Raw genomic sequence first — 17,192 nt, 5'->3', positions numbered from 1 at the left:
GTACAAGTGGTAAGGGCAAAACGTAAATTAGATCATATTGAATATGCTCTTTCTACTGGTCAGTCTCGTACGCATGGCTTTCATGATATTGATTTTGTGCATCAAAGCTTGCCAAATTCAAGTTATGACACTATAACATGTGAAACAAAAATCGGCGAACTTTCACTAAGTTCGCCGATTTTTGTCAATGCGATGACTGGTGGTGGAGGAGAGCAAACATTACATATTAATGAGCAATTAGCATATGTAGCGAAACATCATAACCTTGCTATGGCTGTAGGTTCGCAAATGGCAGCTTTAAAAGATGAAAGTGAAGCGGCTTCGTATAAAGTTGTTAGGAAAGTAAATCCGAATGGGATTTTTTTCGCAAACTTAGGAAGTGAGGCAACTGTCGAACAGGCAGAGCGTGCCGTTGATATGATCGAAGCGAATGCACTGCAAATTCATTTAAATGTCATACAGGAGTTAACGATGCCAGAAGGAGACCGTGATTTTACTGGTGTACTTCAGCGGATTGAGAAAATAGTTTTAAAAAGTAAAGTACCTGTCATCGTAAAAGAAGTCGGTTTTGGAATGAGTAAGGAAACAGTACAACAGTTAGCGAATATAGGTATAACAGCAATTGATATTGGCGGACAAGGTGGTACGAATTTTGCTGCTGTTGAAAATGAAAGAAGACAGCGAATGCTTTCTTATTTTAATAACTGGGGCATACAAACAGCTACCTCGATTATTGAAGCAACCTCTACAAATAATAACCTCTCTTTTATTGCATCTGGGGGTATACAAACAGCACTTGACGTGGCGAAGGCAATCGCATTAGGGGCGAATACAACTGCGTTTGCTGGATACTTTTTACGTATTTTAATGCAAGATGGTGTTGAGAATTTAGTGGATGAAATTGATCTTTTACATACAGATTTAAAATTTATTATGACAGCTCTTGGCGTGAAGACGATAGAAGAGTTACAATCTGTACCTCTTGTTGTAAAAGGTGAAACGTACCATTGGTTAGCTCAGCGAGGGATTGACACTGCACATTATAGTAGGCGATAAAAAATCAACCATCCGGTTGATTTTTTTGCGTTTTATTTTCGTAAAATGAAGAGGGAGGGCGAGAAATTATCATTCTATATAATTCTATAAATGGAAAAAAGAGAGAATTTATATTATAATAAAAGTATATACAAATATCGTGCAGAAAAGCTAAAATTGAAAAAAGGGTTATAAAAATGAAGAAATGTAGAAAATGTGCTGCTGAATTATTGGAGGAATCTTACTTTTGCCATGTTTGTGGAGAAAAACATGGTAAAAGTAAGAAAGTATTCCTCTCTATATAGCTGGTTAGCGATAAAACAAGATAAGAGATTGCTATTTAAGAGTCAAAAGAAACAAGGAAAAATTTACGATAATTTAGGGGATGAGGATGTTAATAAAAAAGGAGATAATGTATCTTCAAATAGTAAAAATACAATAGGACGCATTACATATAATAGTGAAGATGTTAACATCCATGCACGAAATATAAGAGAAGATACAGCGGTTTCTGGATATAATAAAAAGGTTGAAATTTCATTAACTTCAAATGTAAGAGAAGGAGATTCTAGTTCAACAACAGCACAATTAGCAATTAAAATGGCGAATATTGCAATCGCAGTCGGGAATAAATTGTATAGGAATCCAACGGTGAATGAAGGAAGGGGAATAGAAGCACTAATTTTGCCAAGGGAATTAGGAGAAGACAAAAATCCATCGGAAGATTCGTATGCAATTTATTATTTTAATATACCAAATGAAGTGAGTTTAAGTAATGCTGAAGTAGTATTACTTTCTGATCAAGGAAATACCATTGTGAGTAGGGAAATTAAAGGAGAAAAAGAAGATATTGTAGGTGCGAAAAAAGAGGTTGAGCGAAAGTTAAATGAGATAGGAGAGACGGATTATGTACGTGTAGAGGTAAAGAGTAAAAATCCTTCTCTACATACGTATTATGTTATTACATATTCTAAAAAAACAACAGGTGTAGTTACGATTGATGCCTCGTTGAGTGATAGGGTTTATAATGCGAAAACAAAAGAATTATATTACGAGTAGAAATAAATAAAATAATTGTGTAAAAAGACGGTTTCGTACAATATCGAAACCGTCTTTTTGTATTGCCTATTTGAGGGCAGCTTGATTGGTGTGGGCTAATAATCAGTGGGGATGGATCCCCCCCCACTGAGGTTTCACTTTATTTAATGCTGATTTTGCTTTCGAGCTTGCTCCGGTGTATCAAGACTTGTTGCACCGGGATATTGAAGTGATTGGTCGCGATCAGATTCAACGCGGCGTGATTCTCTTAGCTTTCGTTCTTGGCGATCTTTACCCATTGTGAGTTACACCTCCTTATTAAAAGTTTTGCTGTTATGAGAAAAACTATGCACAAAGAAAAGGAGGATTAACTTTCATAAAAAGTTCCCATAATGGAAATCATAGGAGGTGAAATGATGGATGGGAGTACTTTTTATTTTGTTGCTTGGATAGGGTGGATTGTCGTGACCTTTTTTATGAAAAAGGAATCTATTCGTTGGAAGATAAGTGCTTGTATATTAATTTTTATTATTTGTTCTCCGTTAAATGTGACGATTGCTTCTTTCACGATATCGGTAAATGCCCTTTTGCTTTGTATTATTTCTTTTGTAGGTATCGCGTTATATTCTATTTGGAAAAAATTGTATACCTTACTTTCGGCACTTATTATCGCAATGTTATATACAAGCTTTCATTTGTTAGAAGTATATGATCCAATTTGGATTGTGGTTGATAGGTTGTTGCTGTTAAGTGGTGCACTTGTGTATGCATCGGTTTTATTGCACGGGGATCGCATATTACGATTATGCTCCTTATATATAGGGATGTTACAAGGAGAATTATTGGTGACGCTGATTTTTCGTAAATTACATTTTCCTTATGAATACGGCAGTTTAGCTTTTTTAGATGTTGCTGCTGTTTCCACTTTATTTATGGCGATTTTACTTTGGATTACAAAGGCATCGGTATATATGGAACAATTTAAGAGGAAAACACGTAAAAGAAAGGCGAGGGTAATACATGACTGAATATACACCAGCTATTTTATGTGGCGTAATTGCAGGTACAATAACTAGGTTGTTAATGCTTCGTACCGATACGAGGCAATATCCGACGAGGCTTCACGGGAAAATTATTCATATCGCGATGGGATTAATTGCGGCTGCCTTAGGAGCAATTGCGATTCCGTCTGTTTTGAAAAAAGATTTCTCTGCAATTACATTTCTTACGTTAGCAGCGACGCAATTTCGTGATGTGCGCAATATGGAAAGAAATACACTTCAACAATTAGATGGATATGAGCTCGTACCACGTGGTAATACATACATTGAAGGAATTGCATTAGTATTTGAAAGTCGTAACTACTTGGCGATGTTAACGTCGTTTATAACAACGTTTGCGTATATAGGATTCGATTCATGGATTGCCGGGGTAATTACTGGTATAGTAAGTTTTTTCATTGCGAAAAAATTAATGTCAGGTAAAAGACTTCATGACCTTGTAGAAATAGAGCATGTTCCACTTCGTTTTGAAGGAGCGGGACTTTATATTGATAATATTTACATTATGAATATTGGATTGCCAGCAAGGCAAGAAGAAATTATGAAATATGGAATGGGATTTATTTTAAAACCAAAATCGATAGATGCGATGGTTACAATCTCAAACTTAGGACAACGGCAAGCTATTTTACATGATGTTTCGGTTGCTTTAGGAATATATAGAGATTCTGGAACGCCGGCACTTGTACCGTTAGCGAAGCGTGATTTAGAGGATGGGAGAGTTGGGGTTTTTGTTCTGCCGCAAGATCAAGATGCAGAAAAAGCGATAGGGGTAATCGGAAATGTACCAACATTAGAGAGTGCTGTTCATATGTCATCAGAAGCTCCGAAAGGAAGGGGAGATAAGAGATGATGTTAGAAAGTGTTATTCTCGCAGTCATTACAACAACGCCAGAGAAATTTGCAGGTGGTGCTCCTTTATTTATTTGCGAGTCGACAGAGGAACTGGAATTTGTTGCAAATAATTTAGAGGCTATTTTAGATGGTATTGCACATCGCTTACAAGATAATGTATATATTATTGTGAAACATTAGTAACGTGTGGTATAATGTGAGGTGTTTTGATACGTTGAGAAATATTCTGGAATGCAAATCCCTTCTTGCACAAAGAAGGGTTTTTTACATAATAAACAGAAGCAAGTTGAAAGGATGAAAGTATATGCCGAAACCAGTAATAGCAATAGTAGGCCGCCCGAACGTAGGGAAATCTACTATTTTCAATAGAATTGTTGGAGAAAGAGTTTCAATCGTAGAAGATATACCAGGTATAACGCGAGACCGTATTTATAGTGCGGGAGAATGGTTAAATCATGAGTTTAACATTATTGATACAGGTGGAATTGATATTGGAGACGAGCCGTTCTTGACACAAATTCGTCAACAGGCGGAAGTAGCGATTGATGAAGCGGATGTTATCATTTTTATGACGAATGGTCGCGATGGTGTAACTGCAGCAGATGAAGAAGTTGCTAAAATTTTATACCGTTCTAAAAAACCAATTGTACTTGCGGTAAATAAGGTTGATAATCCAGACATGCGTAGTGATATTTATGATTTTTATGCATTAGGATTTGGCGAGCCATTCCCGATTTCAGGTACACACGGTTTAGGACTTGGTGATTTGTTAGATGAAGCTGCAAATCATTTTCCAAAGATTGAAGAAGAAGCGTATGACGATGAAACAATCCGTTTCTCTTTAATTGGACGTCCAAACGTAGGGAAATCATCACTTGTAAATGCACTTCTTGGTCAAGAACGTGTAATTGTAAGTAATATAGCGGGAACGACACGTGATGCTGTCGATACACCATATAGTAAAGATGATCAAGATTATGTAATCATCGATACAGCTGGTATGCGTAAAAAAGGGAAAGTATACGAAAGTACAGAAAAATATAGTGTACTTCGTGCACTTAGAGCGATTGAACGTTCTGACGTTGTTTTAGTCGTTTTAGACGGAGAAGAAGGAATTATTGAACAGGATAAAAAAATCGCTGGATATGCTCATGATTCAGGACGTGCTGTTATTATCGTCGTAAACAAATGGGATGCAGTGAAAAAAGATGAAAAAACAATGAAAGCATTTGAAGAAAACATCCGTGCTCATTTCCAATTTTTAGAGTATGCACCGATTGTATTCTTATCTGCGAAAACGAAAAAGCGTACACAAACGTTATTACCGGTTATCAATGAGGTAAATGAAAGCCATAGCATCCGTGTACAAACGAATGTATTAAATGATGTAATTATGGATGCGGTAGCGATGAATCCAACGCCGACACATAATGGTAGCCGTCTGAAAATCTTCTATGCGACACAGGTTGCGGTAAAACCACCAACATTTGTTATATTTGTAAACGATACAGAATTAATGCACTTTTCATATGAGCGCTTCTTAAAGAACCGTTTACGTGAAGCGTTCGGTTTTGTAGGAACGCCGATTCACATTATCGCTAGAGCAAGAGACTAATGGAGAGGATGTGATTTTATGACAAAAATCACAGTAATAGGAGCAGGTAGCTGGGGAACAGCGTTAGCGATGGTATTAGCTGACAATGGGCATGATGTACGTATTTGGGGAAACCGTCCTGAACTCATGAATGAAATTAATACGAAGCGTGAGAACAGTAGATATCTTCCAGGGATTACATTGCCAAGCACAATCGTAGCCTACTCTTCTTTAGAAGAAGCATTAGTAGATGTAAATACAGTACTGCTAGTAGTACCGACGAAAGCGTACAGAGACGTATTGCAAGAGATGAAAGAAATTGTTACAGAGCCAATTACTTGGATTCATGCAAGTAAAGGAATCGAACCAGGTACGTCAAAACGTATTTCGGAAGTGATTGAGGAAGAAATTCCAGAGAGCTTGATTAAGGATGTTGTTGTACTATCTGGGCCGAGTCACGCTGAAGAAGTTGGATTGCGTCAAGCGACAACTGTTACGTCTGCAGCAAAGCGTATGGAAGCGGCTGAGGGAGTACAAGATTTGTTTATGAATAGCTATTTCCGTGTATATACAAACCCAGATATCGTTGGAGTTGAACTTGGTGGTGCTTTAAAAAATATTATTGCACTAGCTGCGGGGATATCTGACGGGCTTGGATTAGGTGATAATGCGAAAGCGGCATTAATGACACGTGGTTTAACAGAGATTGCTCGTTTAGGAAGAAAAATGGGCGGAAATCCGTTAACGTTTGCTGGTCTAACTGGTATGGGAGACTTAATTGTAACTTGTACAAGTGTGCATAGCCGAAATTGGCGCGCTGGAAATATGCTTGGAAAAGGGCACTCTTTAGAAGAAGTGCTAGAAAGTATGGGTATGGTTGTAGAAGGTGTAAGAACAACGAAAGCTGCTCATGAATTGGCAGAGAAAATGGAAGTTGAAATGCCGATTACAGCTGCTTTATATGACGTGCTGTTCAATGGGAATAATGTGAAAGATGCAGTAGGCTCATTGATGGGACGTGTTCGAAAACATGAAGTTGAAGCGATACCTGATTTGTTATAAAGAAAGCGGTAGAAGTACATTTCGTACTTCTACCGTTTTTTATTTTTTATGGGTCTTTTCACCAATTTTTCATCTCTGCATAGGATGAAGAGTAACTTGAGGAGAGGGTGAAAAGAATGGATAACAACATTTTTAATAACATTGAAAAAGAAGCGAAAGTGAACAAAGAAGATATTTTTAAATTAGCGTCGTCTGTTCAAAATGCGAACTTACGTGATGAGACAGTGCTTCGCCAATTGATTCATCAAGTTGCTCTAATGGCAGGACGCGAAGTGCCGAAAGAGCAAGAGGATCAAATTGTAAAAGCGATTATTAACAATAATATGCCGGCGGATTTTGGTTCGTTAAGTAAAATGTTTAAAAAATAAATTATGAGAAACAAAGAGTTTAGAGAATGCATATGATAGTTATGAAAGAATGGGAATAGAGCTGTTAAGGGCATATTTGGTCAACCGAAGCGCATCATTTCGTGCTTCGGTTTTATTATTTTAAATAAAAATCATCAATTCACGGAAAAATGATGATTTTTATTTGTTTAAAGATTTTAATTTGTTAAAATAGTATAAAAATAGATTGAAAGTAAAGGGGTGTATATATGTCGGAAGGACTTATGAAAATGTGGTTTGCTTTAGGGGCAATTGGATTTATGTTTCTTGCAGTAAGTTTTATTTTATTGAGTAGGCATAAAATGAAGAATAAATTTTTGAAAGGGATTACAGCTTTAGTAGCGTACACCCTCATGATTGTATCGGGAATTGTTATTTTCCTTGTTGTATTTAGTGGCCCTATTGAGCAATAAAGGATGTGTAGTCGGTAAATGTTACAAAAGCAACAGTCCATACTAGCATGAAAAGGTGATTGTCAGTGAAAAAAATCCATATTATTTTAATATTTTGTTGCATGAGCATTTTAACAGGGTGTATGTATCCAAGAGAAAATATGAAACAAAGTGCTATTCCTTATGAAGACCAGTTGCAAGTTGTACAAAAAGCCATTAATACATATAAGGAGCAAACGGATGGTTTATTACCAATTAAGACGCGTGATATGAGTACGCCGATTTATCAGAAGTATCCAATTGATTTTCAAAAAATTGCTCCAAGGTACATACAAGAGGCGCCAGGGAATGCGTATGAAAGTGGCGGGGTATATCAATATGTATTAATAGATGTTGAAAAAAATCCGACAGTAAAGTTAATTGATGTGAGAATGGCGGAACAAATTCAAGAAGTGGCATTGAAGCTAAGGATGTATCGTGATGAACATCAATATCCACCTTTTAAAAAAGTGATTACAGATGGTGTTTATGAATTAGACTTCAAAAAACTAGGATATAAAGATGTACCACAAGTGACAAGTCCGTACTCAGGAAAAGGTCTCCCTCTTGTAATTAATGAAAAAGGAGAATTGTTTGTTGATTATAGAATCGACTTATATGAAGCGTTGAAAAAAAATGAAGGACAATTTAAAGAAGGTGAAGATATCCGGAGTATACTATCGAAGGATTCCCCGTTTGTTCCTGCATATTCTTTGCCGTACACAGTAAAAAATGGAGAACCAATTTTTTTAAAATCATAAGTCATGAACCTTTCTTTTAGTGAATAAGTTCTAGAAGAAAGGTTTTTTATGTTATACAACTTGCGATGCAAACAAAAGGTATTTTTAAATAGTCATATGAAATTGGACAAAATTATATGATATATTGTCCGAACTTCTAGAATACCATTATATTATATCAGATATTATAGGCAACATTAGAGAAGGTATTAGTTGACTATAAACGTGGAATTATTCCCAAAAATATTGAGGGAGGGAATCACTTGGAAAAGGTAGATATTTTTAAAGATATTGCGGAACGCACAGGCGGTGATATTTATTTTGGAGTTGTAGGAGCTGTTCGAACAGGGAAATCAACATTTATTAAAAAATTTATGGAACTTGTTGTTATTCCCAACATTGAAAATGAGTCAGACCGTCAAAGAGCGCAGGATGAACTGCCTCAAAGTGCTGCTGGTCGTACAATAATGACGACGGAACCGAAGTTTGTTCCAAACCAAGCGGTTTCTATCGAAGTAGATGAAGGTCTTGAAGTGAATATTCGATTAGTAGATTGTGTTGGATATACGGTTCCAGGAGCAAAAGGCTATGAAGATGAGAATGGTCCGCGCATGATTAATACTCCTTGGTATGAAGAGCCTATTCCATTCCATGAAGCTGCAGAAATCGGAACACGTAAAGTAATTCAAGAGCATTCAACAATTGGTGTCGTTATTACAACAGATGGAACAATTGGTGAAATTCCAAGAAGAGATTATATAGAGGCAGAAGAACGCGTTGTAAATGAGTTAAAAGAAGTAGGAAAGCCTTTCATTATGATTATCAATACTGTACAGCCATACCATCCAGATACGGAGCAGTTACGTCAAAGTTTATCAGAAGAATATGATATCCCAGTAATTGCGATGAGTGTAGAGAGTTTAAGAGAAACAGATGTGTATAACGTACTGCGAGAAGCATTATTCGAGTTCCCGGTTTTAGAAGTGAATGTAAACCTTCCGAGCTGGGTAATGGTACTAAATGAAGGGCATTGGTTACGCCAAAGTTATCAGGAAGCGGTTCAAGAGACTGTAAAGGATATAAAACGTCTTCGTGATGTGGACCGTGTCGTTTGGCAGTTTAGTCAATATGAATTTATTGATCGAGCGAGTCTAGCTGGCATCGATATGGGGCAAGGTGTGGCAGAGATTGATTTATATGCGCCAGATGAATTGTATGATCAAATTTTAAAAGAAGTAGTAGGAGTAGAGATTCGAGGGAAAGATCATTTATTAAAGCTTATGCTCGATTTATCTCATGCGAAAACAGAATATGACCAAGTGGCGGATGCCTTGCGGATGGTAAAACAAACCGGATATGGAGTAGCAGCGCCTGCATTAGCTGATATGAGCTTAGATGAACCGGAAATTATTCGTCACGGCTCAAGGTTCGGTGTTAAATTAAAAGCGGTTGCGCCGTCTATTCATATGATTAAAGTGGATGTAGAATCAACATTTGAACCAATTATCGGTACTGAAAAACAAAGTGAAGAACTAGTTCGTTACTTGATGCAAGATTTTGAAGATGACCCGCTATCAATTTGGAATTCTGATATATTTGGGCGCTCTCTTAGCTCTATTGTTAGAGAAGGAATTCAAGCGAAGTTATCTCTAATGCCAGAAAACGCTCGTTATAAATTAAAAGAAACGCTAGAAAGAATTATTAATGAAGGATCTGGCGGATTAATTGCGATTATATTATAAGAAAAAAATCCCTCTAATTGCAGAGGGATTTTTTTCTTTTTGAGTACGTAATAGAAAAATAAACAGTCATTATCTAATATTTTGTTGTAAATTGTCAAGTTTCATCAGAATTTCACATTTTTAGAGTAACAATTTCCTTAAAAATATTGAATTATAAAGGAGAATCGTATAATATAGGCGTTGATAATGATTTATCTACATCTTTGTAGTATAGAATTTGTAAAAATTGCCTACAAATGAAAGTAAGACTCATTTTATGATCATTATACAGTCTTATCTTTGGGAGGAGGTGAATGGCATGAACAAGACAGATTTAATCAATGCTGTTGCAGAAGCAAGTTCCCTTTCTAAAAAGGACGCAACAAAAGCAGTGGACGCTGTTTTTGATTCTATCTTAGAAGCTTTAAAACAAGGTGATAAAGTACAACTAATCGGATTCGGTAACTTCGAAGTTCGTGAGCGTGCGGCTCGTAAAGGTCGTAACCCACAAACAGGTGAGGAGATTGAAATCGCTGCAAGTAAAGTACCTGCATTCAAACCTGGTAAAGCGTTAAAAGATGCGGTTAAATAATCCTTACATATTAACAGGGAAGAAGAGTTTCCTTTTTGGAAACTCTTCTTTTTGCTTTTAAAAACATAAATATGCTAGAATGTGTTCGTATCACTTTTAGGTTTTTCGGGAGGGCTAGCGGATGGCAAAAGTTAATTTAGAACAAATTGAACATGCAGTACGTCTTATTTTAGAGGCAATCGGAGATGACCCAAATCGCGAGGGAGTACTTGATACACCGAAACGTGTTGCGAAAATGTACGCAGAAGTATTCTCAGGAATGCATGAGGATCCGAAAGAGCATTTACACAAAGTATTCGGAGAAGACCACGAAGAGCTTGTGCTAGTAAAAGATATACCATTCTATTCGATGTGTGAGCATCATCTTGTTCCGTTTTATGGAGTTGCTCACGTTGCATATATTCCGCAAGGTGGAAAAGTAACAGGACTAAGTAAATTAGCTCGTACTGTAGACACGATTGCGCGTCGTCCACAACTACAGGAACGAATTACATCAACAGTAGCTAACTCTATTATGGAAGTACTAGAGCCGCATGGTGTAATGGTAATAGTAGAAGCAGAGCATATGTGTATGACGATGCGTGGTGTGAAAAAGCCTGGTGCGAAAACAGTAACGACTGCGGTGCGCGGCGTGTTAGAAAATGATGCAGCAGCACGTAGTGAAATTTTATCGTTTATTAAGACGAATTAAAGAAGAGCGGGAAACTGCTTTTCTTTTTTTTATATACAAAAAAATGATATAGTTTTAATGTTAAAGAGCAAGAATATAAAGGTTGAAAATTACTTCTGCCTTTTGTGTAAATGAATGTTTGTAGTTGTTAGAGACGAAGATAACTTGTATGAATAAAAGTTGAGGCTTTATTCGGTGGCAGTTTGGCAGAAGTAGCCAAGTTTTGATTATAGAAAATAGAATGTATGTGTTATAATAAATTTTATGAATTAGAAAACAAGGGTGATTTTTTGTGTGTGACATCTACGGAGGGTATGCGGGTATTAAAGAGAAATTGATGGAGAAATTACGCCATCCTTATTTTATAAACTATATTGAAGAACCATTTATTGATGAAGAAAAAATAGCGCTGTTATACGGTGCATTAAAAAGTGCAAATATACATAAAGAACAAATTGATCATTATGTCGTAACGATTATGCTTGTACAAATTGCTCTTGATACACATGAAAAAGTATCAAATAAAGCAAACGAAGAGACGAGTGGATTCCATAAGCGTCGTCAATTGACAGTTCTTGCAGGGGATTATTATAGTGGTCTATACTATTACTTATTGTCAATGAATTGTGATATTATCTTAATTCGTGCACTTGCTGAAGGAATTAAGGAGATTAATGAACATAAAATTATGCTATATCAAAAAGCACATGTGGCGATTCAAGACATAATGGAAAGTGTAGTAATAATTGAATCTGCGCTTTTGCAAAAAACATGTGATCATTTTCAGTTATCTAATTGGAAACCATATATAACTTATGTGTTAGGAAAAAATCGTCTTCAAAAAGAGTGTCAATTGTATGCTGATAAACAAAATTCACCTGTTTTTCAAGCAGTCCAAAAAATCTCATTGGATGATGATAAAAATCTGGAAACAGTAATTAATGAATGGCTTATGGAAATGAGAAAGCAGGAAGAAAATTTTTTAGAGAATCATACAGAAGTTAATGAGATAATTTCTATGTTAAGAGATAAATCAAGGAAATAAGCAACTTTACATTGGAAGAAGGTACGAGCATGCAACAATCAAAAGAAGAAAGAGTACATGACGTATTTGAGAAAATTTCTGATAAATACGATGTGATGAATTCTGTAATTAGTTTTCAAAGGCATAAGGCATGGCGCAAAGAAACGATGCGAATTATGGATGTGAAACCCGGGAGTAAGGCACTTGATGTATGCTGCGGGACGGCAGATTGGACAATTGCACTAGCGGGAGCTGTAGGTGAAGATGGGAAGGTTTACGGTTTAGACTTTAGCGAAAATATGCTAGCTGTCGGTAAACAAAAGGTAGAAGCTTTAGAATTAAAGCAAGTAGAACTTATGCATGGAAATGCAATGGAACTTCCTTATGAAGATAATACGTTTGATTATGTAACGATTGGTTTTGGGTTACGTAACGTTCCGGATTACATGCAAGTATTAAAAGAAATGACGCGTGTAGTAAAGCCTGGTGGAAAAGTAATTTGCCTGGAAACATCCCAACCAACGATGATAGGTTTTCGTCAAGGGTATGTCTTATACTTTAAATATATCATGCCGTTATTTGGAAAGATGTTTGCGAAAAGTTATAAAGAATATTCATGGCTTCAGGAATCTGCTAGTACATTCCCAGGGATGAAAGAGTTAGCACGTATGTTTGAAGAAGCTGGGCTTAAGAATGTGCAAGTGAAACCATTTACTTTTGGTGTAGCAGCTATGCATTTAGGTATTAAACCAGAATCAAAATAGAAAATAGAAAAAAGACGTTTTAGGTTAAGGTGAACAATATGAAGTTACAACTTATGTACTCTTTTTTACGATCGGATATTAATGTTATAGAAAAAGAATTGAAGAAGACAGTTGCTTCTGAGCAGCCGTTAGTAGAAGAAGCGGCATTACAGCTTATTGAAGCAGGTGGGAAGCGGATTCGCCCTGTTTTTGTTTTGCTTGCAGGGAAATTTGGGGATTATAAGTTAGATGCAATTAAGCATGTTGCGGTTGCATTAGAACTAATTCATATGGCTTCGCTTGTTCACGATGATGTCATTGATGCTGCGTTTTTACGACGCGGTAGCGCAACAGTGAATGCGAAATGGGGAGATCGTATTGCAATGTATACAGGAGACTACTTGTTTGCGAAGTCTCTTGAATGTATAACAAATATAGAAATTCCAGATGCACATCAAGCGTTGTCTCATACAATTTTAGAAGTTTGTAAAGGTGAAATCGAACAAATTAAAGATAAGTATAACTATGATCAAAATTTAAGAACGTATTTAAGAAGGATAAAACGAAAAACAGCATTGTTAATCGCCGCAAGTTGTCAGTTGGGAGCGATTGCTGCTGGTGCTAATCGTGATACTGTAAATCGTCTATTTTGGTACGGATATTTTGTTGGTATGTCTTATCAAATTATTGATGATATTTTAGATTTCGTATCGACAGAAGAGAAGCTTGGAAAGCCTGCTGGTGGTGATTTATTACAAGGTAACATTACATTACCTGTTTTGTATGCCATGGAAGATCCAGTTCTTCGTCAAAAAATTACATCTGTACATGAAAATACAACAGCAAGTGAAATGAAAGAAATTATTGATGATATTAAAGCGAGCGAAGCTATTGATAAAGCATTTTCGTTTAGTGAACGTTATTTACATAAAGCATTAGAAATAATAAAACCACTCCCTCGTGGACAGGCGAAGTATGCGTTGCAAAATGTCGCAAAGTATATTGGAAAACGAAAATTTTAGTGTTTTGTCTAAAAAATAAAATAATCTCTCTATTTCAAAACTATTGCGCAATTGTGATAAGGGTGTTAATATGTGTGTGGGGATATACAATTACATACATAATTCAGAAGTGGAGAGATTTTTTATGGAAAAAACATTTCTAATGGTAAAACCAGACGGTGTACAACGTGCCTTCATTGGGGAAATTGTAGCTCGTTTTGAGAAAAAGGGCTTTCAATTAGTTGGTGCAAAATTAATGCAAGTTACTCCGGAAATTGCTGAACAACACTACGGTGAGCATAAAGAAAGACCTTTCTTTGGTGAATTAGTAGACTTTATTACATCTGGTCCTGTATTCGCAATGGTATGGCAAGGTGAAGGTGTAGTAGATACAGCACGCAATATGATGGGTAAAACACGACCACATGAAGCTGCTCCTGGAACAATTCGTGGAGATTTCGGTGTAACTGTTGCGAAAAACATTATCCACGGTTCGGATTCTTTAGAAAGTGCAGAACGCGAGATTGCTATTTTCTTTAAGGAAGAAGAATTAGTAGACTACTCAAAATTAATGAATCAATGGATTTACTAATTATTTTGAAATAATTTGTAAACGCTTTAATAACTGTGATAATAGTAAAAAGTGCGAGAAGAATAGGGGTATTCTTCTTGCACTTTTTTTATTTCGATCAGTTACGAAGTTAGGACTGTTATGATATATTGGTATGTAAAGTAAAAGGTCTACTATTATGAAAATAATCGAGCAATTACAAGTAGGGAAAGCAAACATTCGATTTACTATATAATTTCTTTGTATTTTAAAGAGTGATGGAAGATAATATAGCTGCTTTATGTAGCGGGATAAATACATATGCGAAAAGAGGAATAACGTATGCGATATATTACAGCTGGTGAATCCCACGGTCCGCAACTTACGACAATTTTAGAAGGTGTTCCGGCAGGGTTATCTTTAGTAGCGAATGATATAAATGAAGAATTAGCTAGAAGACAAAAAGGATATGGACGCGGTAGACGCATGCAAATTGAGAAAGACCAAGTGCAAATTGTAAGTGGTGTTAGGCATGGGAAGACGATGGGGTCCCCGATTGCACTTGTTGTTGAAAATCGTGATTTTACACATTGGACAAAGGTTATGGGTGCAGAGCCGTTAACTGAGCAGGAAGAGAAAGAAATGAAAAGACAAGTTACGAAACCTAGACCTGGACACGCTGATTTAAATGGTGCGATTAAATATGGTCATAGAGATATGAGGAATGTATTAGAGCGTTCTTCAGCACGTGAAACGACAGTTCGTGTTGCAGCTGGTGCAGTTGCAAAAAAAATATTGGCGGAATTAGGTATACAAGTAGCGGGACATGTTATCGAGATTGGTGGTGTACAGGCAGCAAATATTAAATATAACTCTATTGTGGAATTACAAAGTACTACAGAAGCATCTCCTGTACGTTGTTTAGATGAAGAGGCCGGTAAAAAGATGATGCAAGCAATTGATGATGCGAAGGCAAATGGTGATTCTATCGGTGGTATTGTTGAAGTAGTTGTAGAAGGAATGCCAATTGGGGTAGGTAGCTATGTACATTATGATAGAAAATTAGATGCAAAATTAGCAGCGGCAATTATGAGTATTAACGCTTTTAAAGGTGTTGAAATTGGAATTGGTTTTGAAGCAGCACATAGACCTGGAAGTGAAGTGCATGATGAAATCCTTTGGGATGAAGTGCAAGGGTACAGAAGAAAAACGAACAATGCAGGTGGATTAGAAGGTGGCATGACAACTGGTATGCCGGTTGTTGTGCGCGGTGTTATGAAACCGATACCGACATTATATAAACCGCTTCAAAGTGTTGATATTGATACGAAAGAACCTTTTACAGCGAGTATTGAACGTTCAGATAGTTGTGCAGTGCCAGCAGCTAGCGTTGTGGCTGAAGCTGTTGTGGCTTGGGAGCTCGCAACAGCTTTAATTGAACAATTTGGATTAGATCGTATCGATCTTATACGTGAAAATATTGAGAAACATAATGAATATGCGAGGGGATTTTAATGGAGAACATACATATTCAAACGAAATCAAAAGAATATGATGTACATGTTGGAAGGGAGGCGTTGTCACACTTAACAACGCTTATTCAAAAAATGAATCCTGCAGTATCGAACATAATGATCATTTCTGATGAAGCTGTTGCATCACTGCATTTACAGACAGTTGTTGATGCATTGCAAGTAGAGCAAAAAGTATTTTCGTTTGTTGTACCGAGTGGCGAAAAAGAGAAGTCTTTTGAAAATTTCTATGAGGCTCACACTTCGGCTCTTGAAAATAAATTAGATAGAAATTCTTTAATCATCGCACTTGGAGGCGGAATGATTGGAGATTTGGCTGGATTTGTTGCTGCGTCGTTTATGCGTGGTATTCGCTTTGTCCAAGTTCCAACGACTTTATTAGCTCACGATAGCGCAGTAGGCGGGAAAGTAGCAATTAACCATCCACTAGGAAAAAATATGATTGGAGCATTTCATCAGCCAGAAGCTGTTGTATATCATACGCCATTTTTACATTCACTTCCTGAAAAAGAGTGGCGATCAGGTTATGCAGAAGTGATAAAGCATGCTCTTATTGGTGATGTAGAGCTATATCATTGGTTAAAAGAAGAAGTGCAAACGTTAACGGATCTTCGTGATGAAAAGTTAATTCATATATTAACGAAGGCGATTCCTGTGAAAGCGAATATTGTGTCGCAAGACGAAACAGAAAAAGGTGTACGTGCCCATTTGAATTTTGGGCATACGTTAGGACATGCTCTTGAAAAAGAGTTAGGATATGGGAATATTACTCACGGTGATGGAGTAGCGGTTGGCATGCTATTTGCTATGTTTTTAAGTGAGCAAGTGTACAAAGTTGATCTTTCTTATGAAGAAATGAAGCAGTGGTTCTTGAAATACGGTTATCCAAAAATGCCAAGTGACTTGAATGTAGAACGTCTCGTTCAGTTGATGAAACAAGATAAAAAAGCAAATGCTGGAACAATTCATATGGTGCTTATGCAGGAATATGGGGGAGTGAATGTCGTATCTATTTCAGATGAGACTGTTCATATTGCGTTAGAAGCATTTCAAAAGGATATGGTGTAAAAAAGTCGTAGAACAGGTATGAAATGCATATTTAAAGGTATTCTCGTAATGGTGACGGTTATGATTAAAGGTGACAGTAAGACATTATA

20 protein-coding genes are annotated in these 17,192 nt (G+C 36.6%); 19 read left to right on the top strand and 1 reads right to left on the bottom strand.

From position 1 onward, the window contains the following. Positions 1 to 6: 6 nt before the first annotated feature. Together fni and ABH960_RS18780 are read left to right on the top strand one after the other, a co-directional pair. On the top strand, positions 7 to 1,056 hold the full coding sequence (gene fni, locus ABH960_RS18785; protein WP_404447461.1) for a type 2 isopentenyl-diphosphate Delta-isomerase: 1,050 nt from the start codon (positions 7 to 9) through the stop codon (positions 1,054 to 1,056). Between the two features lie 249 nt (positions 1,057 to 1,305). After that, complete coding sequence (locus tag ABH960_RS18780) at positions 1,306 to 2,094, top strand: hypothetical protein (protein WP_404447458.1); 789 nt, start codon at positions 1,306 to 1,308, stop codon at positions 2,092 to 2,094. A 143-nt stretch (positions 2,095 to 2,237) separates the two neighbouring features. On the opposite strand, the gene ABH960_RS18775 is transcribed toward ABH960_RS18780, so the two are convergent. Next, the gene (locus ABH960_RS18775; RefSeq protein WP_000513901.1) at positions 2,238 to 2,372 is read right to left on the bottom strand and encodes a YpzI family protein; all 135 of its coding nucleotides are present in this window, start codon (positions 2,370 to 2,372) and stop codon (positions 2,238 to 2,240) included. 117 nt (positions 2,373 to 2,489) lie between these two features. Here ABH960_RS18775 and ABH960_RS18770 point away from each other — a divergent pair, with 117 nt between their 5' ends. From ABH960_RS18770 to aroB, 17 genes are all read left to right on the top strand, one after another. Beyond that, positions 2,490 to 3,101 carry a YphA family membrane protein gene (locus tag ABH960_RS18770; RefSeq protein WP_002086626.1) on the top strand — a complete coding sequence of 204 codons (612 nt, stop codon included), beginning with the start codon at positions 2,490 to 2,492 and terminating at the stop codon, positions 3,099 to 3,101. Continuing rightward, entirely contained in the window at positions 3,094 to 3,987 is an 894-nt protein-coding gene (locus ABH960_RS18765; protein ID WP_404447454.1) for a YIEGIA family protein, read from the top strand. Before ABH960_RS18770 ends, ABH960_RS18765 begins: the two co-directional genes overlap by 8 nt. Continuing rightward, positions 3,984 to 4,169, top strand: coding sequence for a capping complex subunit for YIEGIA (locus ABH960_RS18760; RefSeq protein ID WP_002086624.1), 186 nt, complete (start codon positions 3,984 to 3,986; stop codon positions 4,167 to 4,169). The genes ABH960_RS18765 and ABH960_RS18760 overlap by 4 nt, the downstream gene beginning before the upstream one ends. Before the next feature lie 124 nt (positions 4,170 to 4,293). Then, positions 4,294 to 5,604: a ribosome biogenesis GTPase Der gene (gene der, locus ABH960_RS18755; protein ID WP_002011811.1), complete on the top strand. Its 1,311-nt coding sequence runs from the start codon at positions 4,294 to 4,296 to the stop codon at positions 5,602 to 5,604. An 18-nt stretch (positions 5,605 to 5,622) separates the two neighbouring features. Next, complete coding sequence (locus ABH960_RS18750; protein WP_002011813.1) at positions 5,623 to 6,645, top strand: NAD(P)H-dependent glycerol-3-phosphate dehydrogenase; 1,023 nt, start codon at positions 5,623 to 5,625, stop codon at positions 6,643 to 6,645. 116 nt (positions 6,646 to 6,761) lie between these two features. Continuing rightward, on the top strand, positions 6,762 to 7,013 hold the full coding sequence (locus ABH960_RS18745; RefSeq protein ID WP_000369753.1) for a stage VI sporulation protein F: 252 nt from the start codon (positions 6,762 to 6,764) through the stop codon (positions 7,011 to 7,013). Positions 7,014 to 7,240: 227 nt separating this feature from the next. Further along, positions 7,241 to 7,444, top strand: coding sequence for a DUF2768 domain-containing protein (locus ABH960_RS18740; RefSeq protein ID WP_002011815.1), 204 nt, complete (start codon positions 7,241 to 7,243; stop codon positions 7,442 to 7,444). A gap of 65 nt (positions 7,445 to 7,509) precedes the next feature. After that, the gene (locus ABH960_RS18735; RefSeq protein WP_002126422.1) at positions 7,510 to 8,223 is read left to right on the top strand and encodes a hypothetical protein; all 714 of its coding nucleotides are present in this window, start codon (positions 7,510 to 7,512) and stop codon (positions 8,221 to 8,223) included. A 242-nt stretch (positions 8,224 to 8,465) separates the two neighbouring features. Beyond that, positions 8,466 to 9,944: a stage IV sporulation protein A gene (spoIVA, locus tag ABH960_RS18730; RefSeq protein ID WP_000416521.1), complete on the top strand. Its 1,479-nt coding sequence runs from the start codon at positions 8,466 to 8,468 to the stop codon at positions 9,942 to 9,944. Between the two features lie 298 nt (positions 9,945 to 10,242). Next, positions 10,243 to 10,515 (top strand): HU family DNA-binding protein, encoded by a 273-nt coding sequence (locus ABH960_RS18725; protein WP_001043860.1) that lies wholly within the window; start codon positions 10,243 to 10,245, stop codon positions 10,513 to 10,515. A 121-nt stretch (positions 10,516 to 10,636) separates the two neighbouring features. Beyond that, a complete protein-coding gene (folE, locus tag ABH960_RS18720; RefSeq protein ID WP_113937052.1) occupies positions 10,637 to 11,206 on the top strand; it encodes a GTP cyclohydrolase I FolE in 570 nt (189 codons plus the stop codon). A 271-nt stretch (positions 11,207 to 11,477) separates the two neighbouring features. Further along, positions 11,478 to 12,230 (top strand): heptaprenyl diphosphate synthase component 1, encoded by a 753-nt coding sequence (locus ABH960_RS18715; RefSeq protein ID WP_215587527.1) that lies wholly within the window; start codon positions 11,478 to 11,480, stop codon positions 12,228 to 12,230. 29 nt (positions 12,231 to 12,259) lie between these two features. After that, positions 12,260 to 12,973 carry a 2-heptaprenyl-1,4-naphthoquinone methyltransferase gene (menG, locus tag ABH960_RS18710; RefSeq protein ID WP_002086620.1) on the top strand — a complete coding sequence of 238 codons (714 nt, stop codon included), beginning with the start codon at positions 12,260 to 12,262 and terminating at the stop codon, positions 12,971 to 12,973. A 38-nt stretch (positions 12,974 to 13,011) separates the two neighbouring features. Beyond that, positions 13,012 to 13,974, top strand: a complete 963-nt coding sequence (hepT, locus tag ABH960_RS18705) for a heptaprenyl diphosphate synthase component II (protein WP_002011823.1) — start codon at positions 13,012 to 13,014, stop codon at positions 13,972 to 13,974. Positions 13,975 to 14,098: 124 nt separating this feature from the next. Next, on the top strand, positions 14,099 to 14,545 hold the full coding sequence (gene ndk / locus ABH960_RS18700) for a nucleoside-diphosphate kinase (protein ID WP_000415879.1): 447 nt from the start codon (positions 14,099 to 14,101) through the stop codon (positions 14,543 to 14,545). 300 nt (positions 14,546 to 14,845) lie between these two features. Next, the gene (gene aroC, locus ABH960_RS18695) at positions 14,846 to 16,018 is read left to right on the top strand and encodes a chorismate synthase (RefSeq protein WP_002030766.1); all 1,173 of its coding nucleotides are present in this window, start codon (positions 14,846 to 14,848) and stop codon (positions 16,016 to 16,018) included. Continuing rightward, on the top strand, positions 16,018 to 17,103 hold the full coding sequence (gene aroB / locus ABH960_RS18690; RefSeq protein WP_002011826.1) for a 3-dehydroquinate synthase: 1,086 nt from the start codon (positions 16,018 to 16,020) through the stop codon (positions 17,101 to 17,103). The genes aroC and aroB overlap by 1 nt, the downstream gene beginning before the upstream one ends. The last annotated feature ends 89 nt before the right edge of the window (positions 17,104 to 17,192 follow it).

The sequence above is a fragment of the Bacillus sp. RC252 genome (genome assembly GCF_044909215.1).
Classification (GTDB): Bacteria; Bacillota; Bacilli; order Bacillales; family Bacillaceae_G; genus Bacillus_A; species Bacillus_A mycoides.
This window is presented reverse-complemented; position numbering and strand designations above follow the sequence as displayed.

What these genes read in the sequence shown, in the direction of transcription:
- hepT (WP_002011823.1), top strand. Translation starts at nt 13,012, where the DNA reads ATGAAGTTACAACTTATGTACTCTTTTTTACGATCGGATATTAATGTT.
- ABH960_RS18750 (WP_002011813.1), top strand. Translation starts at nt 5,623, where the DNA reads ATGACAAAAATCACAGTAATAGGAGCAGGTAGCTGGGGAACAGCGTTA.
- der (WP_002011811.1), top strand. Translation starts at nt 4,294, where the DNA reads ATGCCGAAACCAGTAATAGCAATAGTAGGCCGCCCGAACGTAGGGAAA.
- ndk (WP_000415879.1), top strand. Translation starts at nt 14,099, where the DNA reads ATGGAAAAAACATTTCTAATGGTAAAACCAGACGGTGTACAACGTGCC.
- ABH960_RS18740 (WP_002011815.1), top strand. Translation starts at nt 7,241, where the DNA reads ATGTCGGAAGGACTTATGAAAATGTGGTTTGCTTTAGGGGCAATTGGA.
- ABH960_RS18725 (WP_001043860.1), top strand. Translation starts at nt 10,243, where the DNA reads ATGAACAAGACAGATTTAATCAATGCTGTTGCAGAAGCAAGTTCCCTT.
- ABH960_RS18760 (WP_002086624.1), top strand. Translation starts at nt 3,984, where the DNA reads ATGATGTTAGAAAGTGTTATTCTCGCAGTCATTACAACAACGCCAGAG.
- menG (WP_002086620.1), top strand. Translation starts at nt 12,260, where the DNA reads ATGCAACAATCAAAAGAAGAAAGAGTACATGACGTATTTGAGAAAATT.
- ABH960_RS18745 (WP_000369753.1), top strand. Translation starts at nt 6,762, where the DNA reads ATGGATAACAACATTTTTAATAACATTGAAAAAGAAGCGAAAGTGAAC.
- ABH960_RS18780 (WP_404447458.1), top strand. Translation starts at nt 1,306, where the DNA reads ATGGTAAAAGTAAGAAAGTATTCCTCTCTATATAGCTGGTTAGCGATA.
- aroB (WP_002011826.1), top strand. Translation starts at nt 16,018, where the DNA reads ATGGAGAACATACATATTCAAACGAAATCAAAAGAATATGATGTACAT.
- ABH960_RS18775 (WP_000513901.1), bottom strand. Translation starts at nt 2,372, where the DNA reads ATGGGTAAAGATCGCCAAGAACGAAAGCTAAGAGAATCACGCCGCGTT.
- folE (WP_113937052.1), top strand. Translation starts at nt 10,637, where the DNA reads ATGGCAAAAGTTAATTTAGAACAAATTGAACATGCAGTACGTCTTATT.
- ABH960_RS18765 (WP_404447454.1), top strand. Translation starts at nt 3,094, where the DNA reads ATGACTGAATATACACCAGCTATTTTATGTGGCGTAATTGCAGGTACA.
- ABH960_RS18770 (WP_002086626.1), top strand. Translation starts at nt 2,490, where the DNA reads ATGGATGGGAGTACTTTTTATTTTGTTGCTTGGATAGGGTGGATTGTC.
- aroC (WP_002030766.1), top strand. Translation starts at nt 14,846, where the DNA reads ATGCGATATATTACAGCTGGTGAATCCCACGGTCCGCAACTTACGACA.